This is a genomic window from Pseudoglutamicibacter cumminsii (assembly GCF_016907775.1).
Classification (GTDB): Bacteria; Actinomycetota; Actinomycetes; order Actinomycetales; family Micrococcaceae; genus Pseudoglutamicibacter; species Pseudoglutamicibacter cumminsii.
This window is the reverse complement of the sequence record NZ_JAFBCO010000001.1, coordinates 788,159-804,033: the sequence shown is the minus strand read 5'-3', so window position 1 is coordinate 804,033 and position 15,875 is coordinate 788,159. Positions and strand designations below refer to the sequence as shown.

General features: G+C 63.8%; 13 protein-coding genes and 1 riboswitch. Of the genes, 9 read left to right on the top strand and 4 right to left on the bottom strand.

What is annotated here, in order from left to right:
* Positions 1 to 132: 132 nt before the first annotated feature.
* From JOD50_RS03670 to JOD50_RS03650, 5 genes are all read left to right on the top strand, one after another.
* Positions 133 to 1,263: a hypothetical protein gene (locus JOD50_RS03670; RefSeq protein WP_204880443.1), complete on the top strand. Its 1,131-nt coding sequence runs from the start codon at positions 133 to 135 to the stop codon at positions 1,261 to 1,263.
* Between the two features lie 138 nt (positions 1,264 to 1,401).
* The gene (locus JOD50_RS03665; protein WP_204880442.1) at positions 1,402 to 2,349 is read left to right on the top strand and encodes an Abi family protein; all 948 of its coding nucleotides are present in this window, start codon (positions 1,402 to 1,404) and stop codon (positions 2,347 to 2,349) included.
* A gap of 110 nt (positions 2,350 to 2,459) precedes the next feature.
* The gene (gene hrpB, locus JOD50_RS03660; protein WP_204880441.1) at positions 2,460 to 5,189 is read left to right on the top strand and encodes an ATP-dependent helicase HrpB; all 2,730 of its coding nucleotides are present in this window, start codon (positions 2,460 to 2,462) and stop codon (positions 5,187 to 5,189) included.
* A gap of 82 nt (positions 5,190 to 5,271) precedes the next feature.
* Positions 5,272 to 5,871 (top strand): DUF308 domain-containing protein, encoded by a 600-nt coding sequence (locus JOD50_RS03655; RefSeq protein WP_204880440.1) that lies wholly within the window; start codon positions 5,272 to 5,274, stop codon positions 5,869 to 5,871.
* Positions 5,872 to 5,940: 69 nt separating this feature from the next.
* Positions 5,941 to 6,303, top strand: coding sequence for a hypothetical protein (locus JOD50_RS03650; RefSeq protein ID WP_181377519.1), 363 nt, complete (start codon positions 5,941 to 5,943; stop codon positions 6,301 to 6,303).
* Between the two features lie 63 nt (positions 6,304 to 6,366).
* Here the strand turns inward: JOD50_RS03650 and JOD50_RS03645 are convergent, their stop codons facing one another.
* The 4 genes from JOD50_RS03645 to JOD50_RS03630 all read right to left on the bottom strand — a co-directional run bounded on the left by JOD50_RS03645 (position 6,367) and on the right by JOD50_RS03630 (position 11,459).
* Entirely contained in the window at positions 6,367 to 7,695 is a 1,329-nt protein-coding gene (locus tag JOD50_RS03645) for an MFS transporter (RefSeq protein WP_204880439.1), read from the bottom strand.
* A gap of 157 nt (positions 7,696 to 7,852) precedes the next feature.
* Complete coding sequence (locus tag JOD50_RS03640; protein WP_338051998.1) at positions 7,853 to 9,250, bottom strand: LLM class flavin-dependent oxidoreductase; 1,398 nt, start codon at positions 9,248 to 9,250, stop codon at positions 7,853 to 7,855.
* Positions 9,240 to 10,631, bottom strand: a complete 1,392-nt coding sequence (locus JOD50_RS03635; protein ID WP_338051997.1) for an acyl-CoA dehydrogenase family protein — start codon at positions 10,629 to 10,631, stop codon at positions 9,240 to 9,242. Before JOD50_RS03635 ends, JOD50_RS03640 begins: the two co-directional genes overlap by 11 nt.
* Before the next feature lie 9 nt (positions 10,632 to 10,640).
* Positions 10,641 to 10,727, bottom strand: a riboswitch (SAM riboswitch).
* A 204-nt stretch (positions 10,728 to 10,931) separates the two neighbouring features.
* Entirely contained in the window at positions 10,932 to 11,459 is a 528-nt protein-coding gene (locus JOD50_RS03630) for a MarR family winged helix-turn-helix transcriptional regulator (protein ID WP_204880438.1), read from the bottom strand.
* Positions 11,460 to 11,683: 224 nt separating this feature from the next.
* Here JOD50_RS03630 and JOD50_RS03625 point away from each other — a divergent pair, with 224 nt between their 5' ends.
* From JOD50_RS03625 to JOD50_RS03610, 4 genes are all read left to right on the top strand, one after another.
* Positions 11,684 to 12,613 (top strand): SDR family NAD(P)-dependent oxidoreductase, encoded by a 930-nt coding sequence (locus tag JOD50_RS03625; protein WP_204880437.1) that lies wholly within the window; start codon positions 11,684 to 11,686, stop codon positions 12,611 to 12,613.
* A gap of 146 nt (positions 12,614 to 12,759) precedes the next feature.
* Positions 12,760 to 13,629, top strand: a complete 870-nt coding sequence (locus JOD50_RS03620) for an amidohydrolase family protein (protein WP_204881517.1) — start codon at positions 12,760 to 12,762, stop codon at positions 13,627 to 13,629.
* A gap of 1 nt (position 13,630) precedes the next feature.
* Entirely contained in the window at positions 13,631 to 14,827 is a 1,197-nt protein-coding gene (locus tag JOD50_RS03615) for an acyl-CoA dehydrogenase family protein (protein WP_204880436.1), read from the top strand.
* A gap of 73 nt (positions 14,828 to 14,900) precedes the next feature.
* Positions 14,901 to 15,371, top strand: a complete 471-nt coding sequence (locus JOD50_RS03610) for a MaoC family dehydratase (protein WP_035755878.1) — start codon at positions 14,901 to 14,903, stop codon at positions 15,369 to 15,371.
* Positions 15,372 to 15,875: the final 504 nt, after the last annotated feature.

Below are 15,875 nucleotides of genomic sequence, written 5' to 3'. Positions count from 1 at the left end.
AGATGATAATCGTTCTCAATAAGAAAGTGTGGGAGCGAGTGTTGCGTCAATCGAGGGATGCGCACGATGGGGTGCGGACCGTTTGCGCGGTTCGCGCCCCAAACTGTCAGGCCCTTCGTCCACAATGGAGGCATGGCTTCTACCGGGAACGTCTCAGTCGCGCACGGCTTTCTCGCCGGCCCACGCGGGCGGCGCTTGTTGCTTGAGTATGCCCTCGAATCGGAACGGATCGAGGGACTGGATGAGCACGACGGCTCACTCGCTGAACTCGAGTTTTTCTCCTCCTACCGCCTCGACCCAAACCACGGAACAAGCGCACTCCGCGTCGTCGGCTCCGGAGATTCCATACCGAAAATCCCCGCCGTCACCCCAGCGCAAGTCGCCGAGCGGCTCGAAACCGTGCTCCTCGTCGACGTCACCCCGCGGCTTCTACTGACCTGCCTCGTCAACACAGTAGAAACCGCAAGGTACTGGCAAGAACCCGACGGCACCGACGTCCTCGCCGCAACCAAAGCCATGCGTGACGGACTGCGTCGCGTCGCCGAGCACCTCACCGCATCGGAACACACCGCCTGGTGGAACACCCCCATCGACACATCCACGCAGTGGACCGTCCAATGGGACAACGAACCCGGCACCATCCCGGCGGACCCGCTCGCCGTGCTGAAGACAGCGCGGGTACACGCCGTTAAAGAGGAACGCCGCGCTGCCCGCGAACGCCCCACCAACCCAACGGCATCCTGGAGCGGCGAATGGTGGTCCACACCCCACGGCGTCCCCGCATCAACCCGGGAACTCTTCGACACAACCCCCGTCGGGCTGTGGCTCGTCGAAGACAGCCTGGGATGGGAAACCGCCGAAACACTCCGCCTGAGCGTCCCCGGAGGGCTGCGGATCTACGAGATCGACTCCGCAGAAGCTTGGGCCGAACTATGCCGCCGCTTCCCGCTCAACCAGACCGCACATAAACGCCACGACTGGTACCGCACCACCGGACGCAACGGAAAATGGGTCACCCCAGACTGGGCCGAAGTCGCCCAACACTACGATGCGGTCCACCTTCCCGTCGCAACCTACCTCGCGGCCGCGGGAACCGCGATCCCGGTCGATGATGCGACGCTCGATGCCGACACCGCGAGCGTCATCGCCGGCTGGGGACCCGACACAACCTACTGGTTCACGCCACGCATCAAGCACATCGGCAGCCCTGTCGGGTGGGTTCTGAAAGAACACGAGAGCGGGGACCTGTGGGAACGCGAGTGAGGCTGGTGGCTACGACACATTGCGCCGCCTAGGCCGCTGTTATAGAATAGCTATCGATAGATCCCCGGTCAGGCCTCTTACCCATTGCGGGTAATGCACAAATGACCGGGGCCTTTCTTTTCCATGGAGGCATACCCGATGCCGAAGGACTGGCTTAGCTACGAACAGCAAGTAGACCTACTGGCTGATCGCGGGATGGTTATCGCCAATACCGAAGATGCCGCCCAATTCCTATCACAGGTCAACTATTATCGCTTCTCCGGATACTTCCGGCATTGGCAATATGACCCAGCACGGGGCCACAACCGGTTCTTCGAAGGCACCACATTCGAAAAGATTCGTGGCGTATACGAAACCGAACAAGAGCTAGTCACAGTTTGCGATGAGCTCCTGCATCCCCTCGAAATCCTCCTCCGTACCCGTTTTGCGTACGCCTACGGACGTCGAATTGGGGTAACAGGATATTTCGCGCACGGTAAGGGTTTTACTCAGCCACCTCACGATGATGCCGAACGTGTCGAAGAGTATGCTCTCGCCGACCTTGATCGCAGCAAAGAAGCCTTCGTTGCGCACTACCGTGATGACATCAAGCAGGGCCACGTATACAAGCCTGAGGCGTATGCACGGATGCCGATCTGGGTTGCGGTGGAAGCTTTCTCGTTTGGCAGCCTGTCTCGCTTCATTCAGGCATCTGGTACCTCTGGTGTTTTAGACGACATTGCTGACTCGATGAATACGTCGCGCAAACTTCTGCCTGGACAAGTGAAGTCATTCGTTTACTTGCGCAATCGGGTAGCGCATTGCGCTCAGCTGTGGAACCACCGGGTGCTTGATGTTCCCGGTTTGCAACCCAAAACCACCCGGCAAACTAAACGTGATTACCGAAATTTCTCGGACCATTCGATTTACAAAATCCTCATCGCGCTCGACGATGTCGCTACCCGTTCTGGGATCTCACATAACTGGTTGCGAGACAGCGTTGAACCGATCTTGAACAAGAACCGACTACTTGCACAAGGCATTACGGAACCGGCTAGGTACGGTGATATATCTCGTGACGAACTTACGGGCGAGGACGTTCTGTAGACGGTCTACAGCGGTAACTGCGAACAGCAAGTCGAACGCTGACGGAATCTGCCGTGCACTAGCACGTCACCCTGGACCAAACTGTCAGACCCCTCCTCCACAATGGATGCATGGCTTCTACCGGGAACAGCTCAAACACCCACCCCTTGTTTGACCTGGATGTGATCGGGGAAGGGCTCGTCTTCGCAGACTCCCTCCCCGAACTCGATGCCGCCCTCACAACCCACCGCGCCGCCGTCGTCCAAGCCCCACCCGGAACCGGTAAAACAACACTCGTACCACCCGCAGTAGCCAACCACCTCGCCAGCGCAAACGCAGGTGCGCCGCCCGGCCGGATCATCGTGACCCAGCCCCGCCGCGTAGCCGCCCGCGCCGCCGCCCACCGCCTCACGCAACTCACCGGAACCACACTCGGCGAACACATCGGCTACACCGTCCGCGGCGACTCTCACACCAGCGCTGCCACCATCATCGAATTCGTGACCCCCGGAATCCTCGTCCGCCGACTCCTCACAGACCCCATGGCAGACGGCACCGCCGCGATCATCCTCGACGAAGTCCACGAACGCCACCTCGAAACCGACCTCCTCCTCGCCCTCACCGGCGAAACCCAACAAGTCCGCGACGACCTCACCATCATCGCGATGTCCGCAACAGTCGACGCCCCAACCTTCGCCCGCCTCCTCGCAAGCGACGGCACAGAAAACGATGGGATGGGAACTGGTCTTGAAAACGTGGAACCCGTCCCGCACATCAGCTCCGCGACCGCACTCCACCCACTCACCATCACCTACGTGCCACACACGGGAGACCGGATCGGGCCGCGCGGCGTCGAAACCAGCTTCCTCAACCACATCGCAACCACCGCGCTCGCTACCCACCGCGAAGCGCTCGCCACCAACCCGGATACCGATGCGCTCGTGTTCGCACCCGGAGCCCGCGAAGTCGACCACATCACCCAACAACTCCGCGCCGCCACAACAGACATCGACGTGCTCCCGCTCCACGGGCAACTACCCGCCCAACAACAAGACCACGCGATCCGCGGACGCCAACCCGGCGGGAAACCACGCATCATCGTCTCCACCACACTCGCCGAATCATCACTCACCGTCCCCGGCGTACACCTCGTGATCGACTCCGGCCTCACCCGCGAACCACGCCGCGACGCAACCCGCGGAATGAGCGGACTCGTCACCGTATCCGCCTCCCAAGCCAGCGCCCAACAACGCGCAGGCCGCGCCGCCCGCCTCGGCCCCGGAACCGCAATCCGCTGCTACAGCGAACGCACCCACGCCGCCGCACCCGCACACATCACCCCCGAAATCACCACCGCAGACCTCACCGAAACCGCCCTCACCCTCGCCGCATGGGGAGCACCCCGCGGCCACAACCTCCGCTGGATCAACCCGCCACCCGCCACCGCCCTCAACGACGCCGAAAAAACACTCCACGCCCTCAACGCGATCGACAGCGAAGGCCGGATCACCGACCACGGGCGAACCCTCTCCGCGATCCCGCTCAACCCACGCTGGGCACACGCACTCACACACAACGCGGCGCGTTACGGGGCGGAGGATGTCGCGACAGTGATCGCCGTCGCAACCGGCGAACAACGCATCCCCGGAGCCAACCTCCCCGACGCGATACGCCACCAACAACGCAACCCCCACCGCCCAACCCAACGCGAAACACAACGCCTCACCCGGCTCGCACACCAACACGCGGCTGAGGGTGAAGCTCTGGGCGGGGGCGATGCGGCTGCGGGCGAGAACATGAGCGCCGCCGAGCTCGCCGGCATCGTCACCGCCACGGCCTGGCCTGACCGGATCGCGAAACACATGGGGGAGGGGATCTACCTCCTCGCCTCCGGAACGCGAGCCGCACTCCCACCAGACGCCACACTCGGGCGCCCCGAATGGCTCGCCATCGCCGACGTCATCCGAGCACACGGCCACGCCGCCGCCGGAACCGGCGCCATCATCCGCGCCGCCGCACCACTCACCCCCGAGCAAGCCACCGACGCCGCCGGGAACCTCGCCGGAACCACAACCAGCATCACCATCACCCCCAACGGCACCATCAGCGCACGCTCCATCGAAGCGATCGGCGCCATCGAACTACGCGCAACCCCCACCAAACCCAACCCCGACCAAGCCGCGGAAGCGCTCGCCGAACACCTCACAACCCACGGCCTCAACGCCCTCACCTTCAACACCAACGCCACCGCACTACGCAACAGGCTCGCATTCCTCCACCACCACATCGGCGACCCATGGCCAGCGATGGACAGCCACCACCTCGCCGCGAACGTCACCGAATGGCTCGGCCCAGAACTCAACGACGTCGCCCACGGCGCAAGCCTCAAAACCATCGACCTCACCGACCCCCTCCGCCGGCTCCTCCCATGGCCAGAAGCCGCCCACCTCGACGAACTCGCACCCGCACGCATCACCCTCCCGTCCGGCAACACCGCCGCAATCAAGTACCCGGACGCGAGCGAATACGGGGATACAGATGAATCGAGCGGTGATGAAGTAAGCGGGAACGAGACACAGGCAGAGCCTCCACAACCCGTGGTCGCCGCGAAACTGCAAGAAACCTTCGGCTGGACCGAAACACCACGCCTCGCCGGCGGCCGCGCGCCCGTCCTTTTCCACCTGCTCTCACCAGCAGGCAGGCCACTCGCCGTCACATCAGACCTCCACTCCTTCTTCACCGGCCCATACGCCGACGTCCGAGCAGAAATGCGCGGCCGCTACCCCAAACACCCCTGGCCAGAAAACCCACTCACCGCCCAACCAACCCACCTCACCAACCGCAAACTCCGCGAAAAATAGCCCACCAACCGGCATCCGATAAACTTAAACGCTGGTACCCACACGCACCCAAAAGCCTCAAAAACAAGGGGAACGAACACACATGGTGGACAGCGCCAGCGCGAACAACAACAGCGCCAACAGCGCCCCCGCGCAAGCAACCACGGCAGACTACAAACGAGTCCTCGCCAAACCAATGCTCTACCGCGGAATCGTCAGCGCACTCTTCGCACTCGTCGGCGTCTTCTTCAACACCACCCCAACCGTCGGCGCCATCAGCGCAGCCTTCGCCATCCTCTTCCTCACAAGCGCCCTCTTCTACTGGCCCATCATGAGGCTCGCCCTAGCACCCAGCTACCGCACCGCCATCACATCCGCCGTACTCGCATGGGCCATCGCCGGGATCCTCGCCATCATCATGCGCGACCCAGCCGGCATGGCCATCGCCGTAGCGTTCGGCTACACCATCGGTGGCGCCTCAGAACTCTACGGCGGGCTCAAAAACCGCGAAACCGGCCGCCCAAGCAAAGACACCACCATCTCCGGCGCACTCGGTGTCATCGGCGGCATCATCATGATCTTCATGACCACCAGCGACCCCCACGGCATCTTCGGCATGGCCTCCATGATCACCGCCGTCATCGCAGCCCACCACCTCATCGCCAGCATCGGCTACATGCAAGACCAACGCCGCGCCAACTAAACTAGAGGCAAACAACACCAGAGCGTAGCGCACACACAGCCCGCGCAGACCACGCACAAAGGAGAATCAGTGGCCAACAAGCCATCCACGTCCGGATCGAAAAAGTTCGGCTGGAAGCAAAGCGTCAAACCAGCACTCGTGCTATCGCTGGTCTTCGGCGTCGTCGCCGGCGTCATCTCCGCAGTGGCCGGCGCAGGCGGAACCCGCAACGGTCTCAACTTCCAGCTCGGCGCGATCTTCTTCCTCGTCGCATTCGTAGCTGGCCTCCTGGTGATCTCCCTGCTCATGATGGTCGCCAAAGACAACCCAGAAGACCTCGGCAAAGGCTCCGGCGTGAACCGCTCATCCGAACTCACCGACGCCGAACTCGACGCCATCGAAGCCCGCGAACGCGCACAACGCGCACGCCAAAACCGCGAAAACCGCGGCTAACTCTCCTTGACCGCCGCGGCGCACCGTGGCCCGCGACCACGGTCCCCAGAACCAAACCCGCGGCTAATGCTCCTCGACGTAACGCGGCTTAGCTGAAACCAGCCCCGCAACCAACGTGATCACCGCAATACCCAGCAGGATCCACAACGACGCCGTCCACGAACCCGTCGCCTCACGCACCACACCCAAAACCGGCGGAACAGAGGCCGCAACCACATAACCAAACGTCTGCGCCATACCCGAAAGCCGCGCCGCCGACATCGGCGTCCGCGCCCGCGCCCCAAACAACGTCAACGCGACCGTAAACAACCCGCCCTGGGCCGTACCAAGCAACAACGCCCACAACAGCGCCAACTGCGGAGCCAACATCGTCCCCGCAAGCACCACAATCACCGTGGAAACCGCCACAGCAACAGTGGATCCCACCACGTCGCGCCTCATCAGCCAGCCCGCAACAAGCGAACCCACAATGCCAGACGCCTGAATCACCGCAATATGGAAACCGGCGCTCTCCTCAGAAATCCCCGACGACATCTCAATAGCCGGCCACCACGTCAAAACCGAATAAAACAGCGTCGACTGAAAACCCATAAACGCCGTAATCACCCACGCCAACGGGGACCGCAACAAACTCCGCGGACGCGCCGCCGCCGCTGGTGACGCCTCCGCCGGTGACGCAGCCGACGACACCGTAGAGACTTGGTTGCGGGCTAAGACCTGCTGACGCCGCACCACATGATCCGCGCGGACCTGCGGCGCGAACACCGCGACACCAATCAAACCGGCACCCAACGTCAAACCGAGAGCGCCCTGCCAGCCCCAACCTGGAAGACCAGCGATCGGGACAGCGACCGCCGCCGCAAGCGCTGCCATGAGCGACTGAAACGCCGAATACACGCCCGTCAACGTGCCCGCATGATCCGGGAAATCACGCTTAATCAGCGCCGGCAACAGCACGTTCATGATCGCGATCCCAACACCAATCAAAACGGTGCCAGCCCACAAACCGAACGAACCAACCCACGAACGCGAAATGATCCCCACGTTCACCGCGATCAAAGCGCCGAACAGGGAATGAGCCAACCCGAAACGCGCCGCAATCCGCGGCACGATCGGCGAGAACACCGCGAAACACAGCAACGGCAAAGAAATTAAAAACGACGCAGACGCCGCAGAAAGCCCCACATCTTCCCTAATGCGGGGGAGCAGCGGGCTCGCGCTGGTCATCGGCATCCGCAGATTCGTGGCGATCAGCAAAATACCTGCGATCGCCAAAGCCGGGCTCACAGCCCTCGCCGCAACCCCCGGATTCTCTACACCCGGCGTCTCAACAGCCGGCGTCGAACCTTCTGGACGCTTCTTCCCAGCACTATCCCGCATCGAATTACTCACCCTCGTAACGCTATCGCCCTTCCCGGGCCGCGCAAGCTGGCAACCGTCACAACTCGTCATCACAATCCGCGGCTGCAGGATTACGATGCGGCAGCAGGCACCACGGGGCGTCCCACGGCACCCACTCGCCGGCTATGCGCGGCCGGAAGGGAAACGCTTAGCTGTGAGCCTCCACCAAAGCGCCAGTGCGGAAGCGGGAACCACGATGCGAATCAGGCAACCAATCCTGCCCCGTCACCGCGGCACGCAACGTCACGGCCTCCGCGGCACCGGCATCGTCGCTTTCAGCGCCGGCGTCAGCCAACAGACCGCGCCGCCGTAGCTCGGGGCTTACGTATTCAACGAATCGTTCAAGATCAGCCGGCCGCACGCCACTACACACGTTGAAGCCATCCACGCCGGAGGCCGCTTGCCACGCCTCCAACTGATCGGCAACGCTCTCAGGGCCACCCACAATCACGGGGCCGCGGCCACCCAACGTAACGAACGCGGCGATGTCCCGCACGGTCCACTCCCGCGTCGTGTCGCCAGAGGTCACCGAACGCAGAGCAGACTGATTCGCGTCCGTCTCAACCTCCGCCAACGGAGCATCCGGATCCAGGCCGGCCAAGTCAACGCCGGTCCAGCCCGCGAACAGCGCTAGCGCACCCTCGACGTCCACATACTGCTGATAGGACTCAAAGCGGCGCTGCGCATCCTCGTCGTCCGCGCCGGTGACCACGGTGACCATCGCGAACGTGCGCACCGCATCGGCTGGCCGGCCCGCGGCCTCAAGCGCATCGTGCAAACGGTCAATATAACCGCGCACAACGCTCGGCTCCGAACCGATCATGAACACCGCCTCGGCATTCTCAGCGCCGAAACGCAAGCCCCGCGCCGAAGCACCCGCCTGGAACAAGAACGGCGTGCGCTGCGGCCCCGGATGCGTCAACAACGCACCATCAACCGAGAAGTATTCGCCCTTGTGCTCAGCCTTCCGGACACCCGCCGGGTCCACAAAGACACCCGCATCGGCATCCTTGAGCACCGAGCCCGGAGCGAAACTGCCCTCGAACAGCTTGTACATCACGTCCATGTACTCGTCCGCGCGGTCGTAACGCTCATCGTGCGGCAGTTGCCGCTCCAAACCGAGGTTGCGGGCAGCGGAATCCTGATACGACGTCACAATGTTCCAGCCAACCCGGCCACCCGTCAGATGGTCCAAGCTCGCAAACCGGCGCGCCAACAAAAACGGATCCTCATACGTGCAGGAAGCCGTCAACCCGAACCCCAACCGACGCGTCACCGCCGCCATCGCAGACACTGCAGCGAACGGATTCAACAACGGAACCTGCACGCCGCGCTCATGCGAAACCGCGTCGCTACCGCCATACACGTCATAGGTTCCCAACACATCCGCCAAAAACAGTGCCGTGAAACCGCCGCGATCCAACGTCTGAGCCAGGTCGGTCCAGTAGCTCAACTGATCAAAATCCGCCGCCCGAGACTCCGGATGCCGCCACAAACCCGGCGACTGATGCACCGGCGTGGCCATCTCAAACGCGTTAAGAAGCACGGGTCACCTCACCGATCGCGTTGAGGCCCTCCGGGACAGTCCCGTTGACCAGGTAGTCGCCGATGATCCGCTCACGGAACACAATCGGGTTGTGTGTTGCGACCGTCTGCGCGTTCCGCCAATGCCGGTCCAGGTTCTTCTCCCGCGACGTGTTCGAGGCCCCACCCGTGAGGAACAGGTCGGAGCAAATGCTGGTCACGATGCTCGGTACGGTCACGTGCGCGCGCTCAACAGCAAGCTCCGCTTCAGTCAGCAAGCGCTGCGCATCTGGATCTTGGAGCGAAAGCACACCTTCGGCAGCCTCGAGCCGCCGCGCGGCCTCAACCACCGTAGACTCCACTACGAAAGCCTGCGCCGAAAGCCGCCCCACAACCCCCAAAATCTGCGGGTCCTCAGAGTGCGGAACACCCAAACCGGTATTGAAGGAGCGGGTCCGCCGGCGCACGCCAGCCGCCGCATCGTTCACGACGTTGCGAGCAATACCCGCCAGCACCGCGAGCAAAACAATCTGGAACAGAGGCGCCTCAAACTGCGCCTCAGCGCTGCCGGGAACGCGGTTCAGAATGTGCTCGGGCGCAACACGCACATCGGTGAAACGCGTGGTTCCAGTACCAGTGAGGCTCTGACCGAAACCGTTCCAGTCATCCTCAAGCTCAACGCCCGGAGCCCGCGTGGAAACGACAGCGAACTGTCGACCCTCGGTCGGCGTTCCGTCCGCATCAGGCAACGTGGCCGAAACCCGCGTATGCGTCGCGTACGCCGTGCCGGTGCAGTAGTACTTAGCGCCGTTGAGCACCCCGGAGCCGTCCGCCTGCACGGCCAGCGTCGTGTTGAGCGTATTCAGCGCATTCCCGCTCACCTCGGTGGACGCGTTGCCTACAACATCGCCGGCAAGAACCTTCGCGTACCAGAACTCGCGGGTCTGCTCATCGTGGTACCGCAGCGTCTCCACGAAACCAGCGTGGGAACGGTACTGATGCGCGATGTTCGGGTCAGCCGCCGCCAGATCGATCAGCAGCTGCACCCAGTCGGAGAACGGAACGCCCGGGCCGCCGTACTCGGTAGGCACGCGCAGCACGGTGAAGCCGGCGCGGTTGAGTTCCGCGATCTCAACGAACGGCAGAACACGGTGCGTCTCACGCTCAGAAGCGCCGAGCGCGATGCGGTCAAAGATCGGCCCGAAATGCTCACGCAGTTCGTGAAGGCTAGGCGTGTGGCCGGCTTCCCACGGGGTGACCGGCGCGTCCTGCGTGGTGACGTAACGCAGACCTTCAGCGAAGCTCAAGTCGGCGGAGGAAACAGCGGTGCTGGCTTCCGCATCGGCGGTGATCTCAGCGCCAGCTGCAGGGTGGACAGGGGTGTGCGTGGACAACGATGACACAGTTATTCCTTTCCATCGTTCCTGGCGGGAGCACCGTGCATAAACCGGTTGCTGCGACGTCAACGAGCCAGGTCTCTCAGTCGCTCTGGATGGGTTACAAGCATCATTTCTATACGTGCCGGCAGGGTGCTGTCAACAGCCTGCCGGGCGGCGCACGTCACAAAACGTCAACAAGAAACGCCCCTGCAGTGTTGTCTTAGGTGGTGCCTGCTTAGATGCAGGCGCCCTAGGTGGAGGTGATGCAGGGGCGTTTCGTGAGGCTTTAGCTGGAATCAGAAGGCGGGGCTCAGGAAGCAGAGATTAGAAGGCGACTTTCTCCAGCAATCGGCTCAATTCCTGCCGTTCGCTGGCGCTGAGCGCGGCGAGCACCACGTCGTCGGAGGCCATGGTCAGCGCGTGTGCCCGCCGGTAGGCGTCCTGCCCCTGCGGTGTGGCGACGACGATCCGGGAGCGACGGTCGCGGGGATCCACCTGGCGCTCGACCCAGCCTCGCTTCTCCAGGAAGTCCACCAGGTTCACGATCTGGCTCGGGTCCAAGCTCAGGAAGTCGCCGAGCTCGCGCTGCGACGGGTTCACGTCCGAGGCGGCCAGGGCCAACACGGAGTACTGGCGGACTTTCAGCCCCATCACCTCTTGCAGGACGCGGTTGGCGTGGCTGTGGCCGATGCTGCGCAGCCGGGCCGCCAAGAACTGGACTTGGCCGGCGAGTTCCGACGACGTGAACTCCGCCATGCGCTCGGCCGCAAGCGCGGTGGAGGGGGCGGGGAAGCGCTGGGCGGCCTCGGCCGGGCTGCTTGTGGCTCCGGAGGTGTCCTTTGTGGTCGTCATGTGCTTGCTTCCTTGGTCCGTGTGCTTGAGGACGCGATCCAGCTGATCTTGTCTCTGTACTTGCCCTAGAGGGGGCAAATCCTCTGCAGAGGATCGTACTCGAAAAAGCACTCTTCGAAAAATAATTGACATTCTCAATTATATGTACTGTCATGGTTCTTGTGTGGTGAACGCCACATCAGGACACAACCGACATCTAGAACGTCATCCCGAAGGAGAACCCCATGTCCCTCGACGGTAAGGTCGCCATCGTCACCGGCTCGGGCGCAGGCCTGGGCCTCGCCTACGCCCAGGAGCTCGCCCGCCAGGGAGCCTCCGTGGTTATCAACGACGTCAACCAGGAGACCGCGGACGCCGCTGTCGCCTCGATCACCGAAGCCGGCGGCAAGGCCGTCGCCGCCGTGGTCCCGGTCGGCACCAGCGAAGCTGCAGACCAGCTGTTCAAGACCGCCGTAGATACCTTCGGGGGCCTGGACATCCTGGTGAACAACGCCGGCATCCTGCGGGACAAGTCGTTGCTGAAGATGTCCGACGAGGACTTCGACCTCGTCATCGGCGTCCACCTCAAGGGAACCTTCACCTGCGTCCGCGCCGCTTACGCATACTTCAAGGAGAACGGCGTGGCCGGCCGCATCGTCTGCATCGGCTCGCCAACCGGCCAGCGAGGCAACTTCGGCCAGACCAACTACGCCGCAGCCAAGGCGGGCATCGTCGGTATGGTCCGCACGTGGGCCCTCGAGATGAAGCGCGCCGGAGTGATGGTCAACGCCGTCATCCCAGTGGCCGCCACCGCGATGACCAAGACCGTTCCTTTCTTCCAGAAGGCCGTCGAAGCTGACGAGCGCGGCGAGGCTATGCCGTCCTTCTTCCGCCATGACCTCGGCTTCGGAACCGCCGACGACGTCGCCGGCCTGATCGCCTTCCTTTCCTCCCCGGAGGCCGACGGCATCACCGGCCAGGCCATCGGCGTCGGCGGAGATCGCCTGCAGGTCTGGTCCCACCCTGAGCCAGTGGCCACCGAGTACCACGAGGGCGGCTGGGACTACGCCACCATGCAGACCCAGGGCGCCGAGCTGGTCAAGGGCAACCTCCAGGAGGTCGGCGAGAAGATGCCTCCGCTGCCTGCTGAGCTCGAGCCTGAACAGAAGAACTAAGGACAAGCACCATGACCGGAACCCAGGACACGGCTCCGCAGGGGGCTGAGCACGGCAACGACAGCGGCGCCCCCGCCTCAACCCCTGCTCCCGGCCGCGCCCCAGTCCGCTACGAGCTGGGCGTGGACGCCTCGGCCATCGAGGCCATGGACATGCACGTCCACCTCGAGGTGGACTCGTGCGGCCACAAGGCGCTGCCGGAAGACTTCTTCGAAGCCTCCGCGAAGTACTTCAAGTCCGCTGAGCGAACCCCGAGCGTCGACACCATCGCGGAGACCTACCGCCAACGCCGGATGGCCGCCGTCGTCTTCACCGTGGACGCGCGCACCCAGTTCGGCCACAAACCGAACTCGATCGACGACCTCGTGGCCGGCTGCGCCCGGAACAACGACGTCCTCATCCCGTTTGGCTCCGTGGATCCCCGCACCGGGGCGGACGCGTTGGCCGGGGCCACCCGCCAGGCCGAGCAGCTCGGAGTGCGCGGCTTCAAGTTCCACCCGTCCGTGCAGGGCTTCGACCCCTCGGACCGCGAGTACTATCCGCTCTGGGAGCGGCTCCAGGAACTGGGGCTGCCGATTGTCTCCCACACCGGGCAGAACGGCATGGGCGCTGGCCTGCCCGGCGGGCGCGGCATCAAGCTGAAGTACTCCAACCCGTTGCTGCTGGACGACGTCGCCGCCGACTTCCCTGACCTGCAGATCATCATGGCCCACCCGTCGGTGCCCTGGCAGGACGAGGCGAACTCGATCGCGACCCACAAGGCCAACGTGCACATCGACCTCTCCGGCTGGTCCCCGAAGTACTTCCCGGAGTCCCTGGTCCGCCAGTCGAATAACGTACTGGCTCGCAAGGTGCTCTTCGGAACCGACTTCCCGCTGATCACCCCGGACAAGTGGCTGGCCGCCTTCGCGGAGCTGCCGCTCAAGGACGAGGTCCGGCCTTGGATCCTCAAGGACAACGCGGTGCGCCTGCTGGGCCTGGACCGCGGGTCCGCGACCGAGACGAAGGGGGCCTGAGATGGCTGAAGCAGTGACCGGAAGCATCATCCCATCCGACTTCTACGGCTACGCCGAGCGGCTGACCGAAGCCGAGCGTGCCGTCATCCTGGACCTCCGGGAACGGCTCGAAACCACGGTGAAGCCGCTGGTCAACCCGGCCTGGGACGCTGCGGAGCTTCCCCAGGAGCTGGTGGACGCCGTCCGTGCGTTGCCGCTGATGGACCCGCCAGCCCTCAAGGAAGCCGGAGAGCCCATCCGTAGGATCCTCACCGGGTTCCGCAACTTCGAGCTGGCCCGCTGCGACATCAACGTCGGCACCCTCTACAACGCGCACGCCGGCCTGTTCCGCACGGCCTGCACCCTGGGCGGCGGGGAACAGCAGGCGAAGGAGCTGGACGCGAAGATCCTCGACTACTCGTTGACTGGCGTGTTCGGGCTGACCGAGCCGGACCACGGCTCCGATGTGGCCGGCGGGCTCGCCACGACCGCGACCCATGACCCGGAGACGGACACCTGGGTGATCGATGGCGCCAAGCGCTGGGTTGGCGGCGCGACCATCTCGGACGTCGTCGCGACCTTCGCCCGTGACACCGCCGATGGCCAGGTCAAGTGCTTCCTGGTTCCGCGGGACGCCGATGGGGTGAGCATGTCGATCATCCCGAACAAGGCTTCCCTGCGCATTATGCAGAACGCCCACATCGAGTACCGCGGGGTGCGCGTGCCCGCCACCGCCCGGCTCGAGGGGATCAACTCCTTCAAGGACGTGGCCCGTTGCTTGCGGGCCATGCGCTCGGACGTGGCCTGGATGGCCGTGGGCGCCACCGCGGGCGCCTATGAGGCCGCGCTACGTTACGTCCGCGAACGGCAGCAGTTCGGCCGTCCGCTGGCCGGATTCCAGCTCATCCAGGAGAAACTGGCCATCATGCTCGGCAACCTGACCTCCTCCTTGGGCCTGATGGTCCAGCTCACGGAACAAGAGGAGCAGGGGATCTACAAGGACGAGAACTCCGCCCTAGCCAAGATGATGACCTCCCTGCGTCTACGCGAGACCGTGGCCCTGGCCCGTGAGGTCTGCGGCGGCAACGGCATCACCCTGGACACCGACGTGGCCCGCTTCCACGCGGACGCCGAGGCCGTCTACTCCTACGAAGGCACCCACGAGATCAACGCACTGATCGTGGGCCGCGCCGTAACTGGCGTCAGTGCCTTCGTCTGACCAGCCGGGCCGGCAACACGCTGGCCCACAGACCTAACTACACCTTCCACCCCTTCCCTGAGAGGACCGCAACATGACTGAGACCACCGCACGCACCGTCGTCGACTTCGACGCCGTCAAGACCATGGCAGGCACCGAGCTGGGAGCCACCGAGTGGCGCGAGATCACCCAGGACATGGTGAACACCTTCGCTGACGCGACCGATGACCACCAGTGGATCCACGTGGATCCGGAACGCGCCAAGGACGGCCCTTTCGGCGCCCCGATCGCCCACGGCTTCCTCACCTTGTCCCTGATCATCCCGTTCTGGGGCGAGCTGTTCGACGTTTCCGACGTCAAGACCAAGGTCAACTACGGCCTGGACAAGGTCCGCTTCACCTCCCCGGTCAAGGTTGGCTCGCGCGTCCGCGCGGTCATGAAGCTCGCCGACGTCCAGGAGGTCAAGGGCGACGGCCTGCACCTCGTCGTCGAGGCCACCTTCGAGATCGAGGGTGAGGAGCGCCCGGCCGTCGTGGCCGTCTTCCTCGCCCGCTTCTACCGCTGATCTCTACCGCTGATCAGCGTCGTGTCGTGAGGTCGGCCGCCAGAGTGGCGGCCGACCTCCGGCATCTTCGAAAGGCCCCGTTCCCACTATGTGGGGAGCGGGGCCTTTGCCGTGCGTGCCGCCGTGGACAGCGCGTCGGGGCTCGGAGGTCGGGCAGAACCACTTGTTGCAGCCCCTCTTTCTCCTGATATGTGGTGTATAGGCCCCTGATGTGGTTGTACAGGGCCGGTGGTGCTCTGATCTCACCGGGCGTCATCGCATGGACAGCGTCGGGAGGGAACCTGCCTCTGCGCCGGCGACGTCCCACACATCCCAGGCTCCGATGGCGAACATGTGTGGCCACCTGCTCATCAATGATGACGGTCGACTCGTGCTGCCCAACTCCACTGCTGCCTTGAGGGCTGTCTGAACTGCTGGCTGGAGGGCTGTCTGGGTAGATCCCCGGATGTGGAAGGCAGAGAACGCGGAAAGGCCGCGGTGGGCATTTGCCCACCGCGGCCTTGT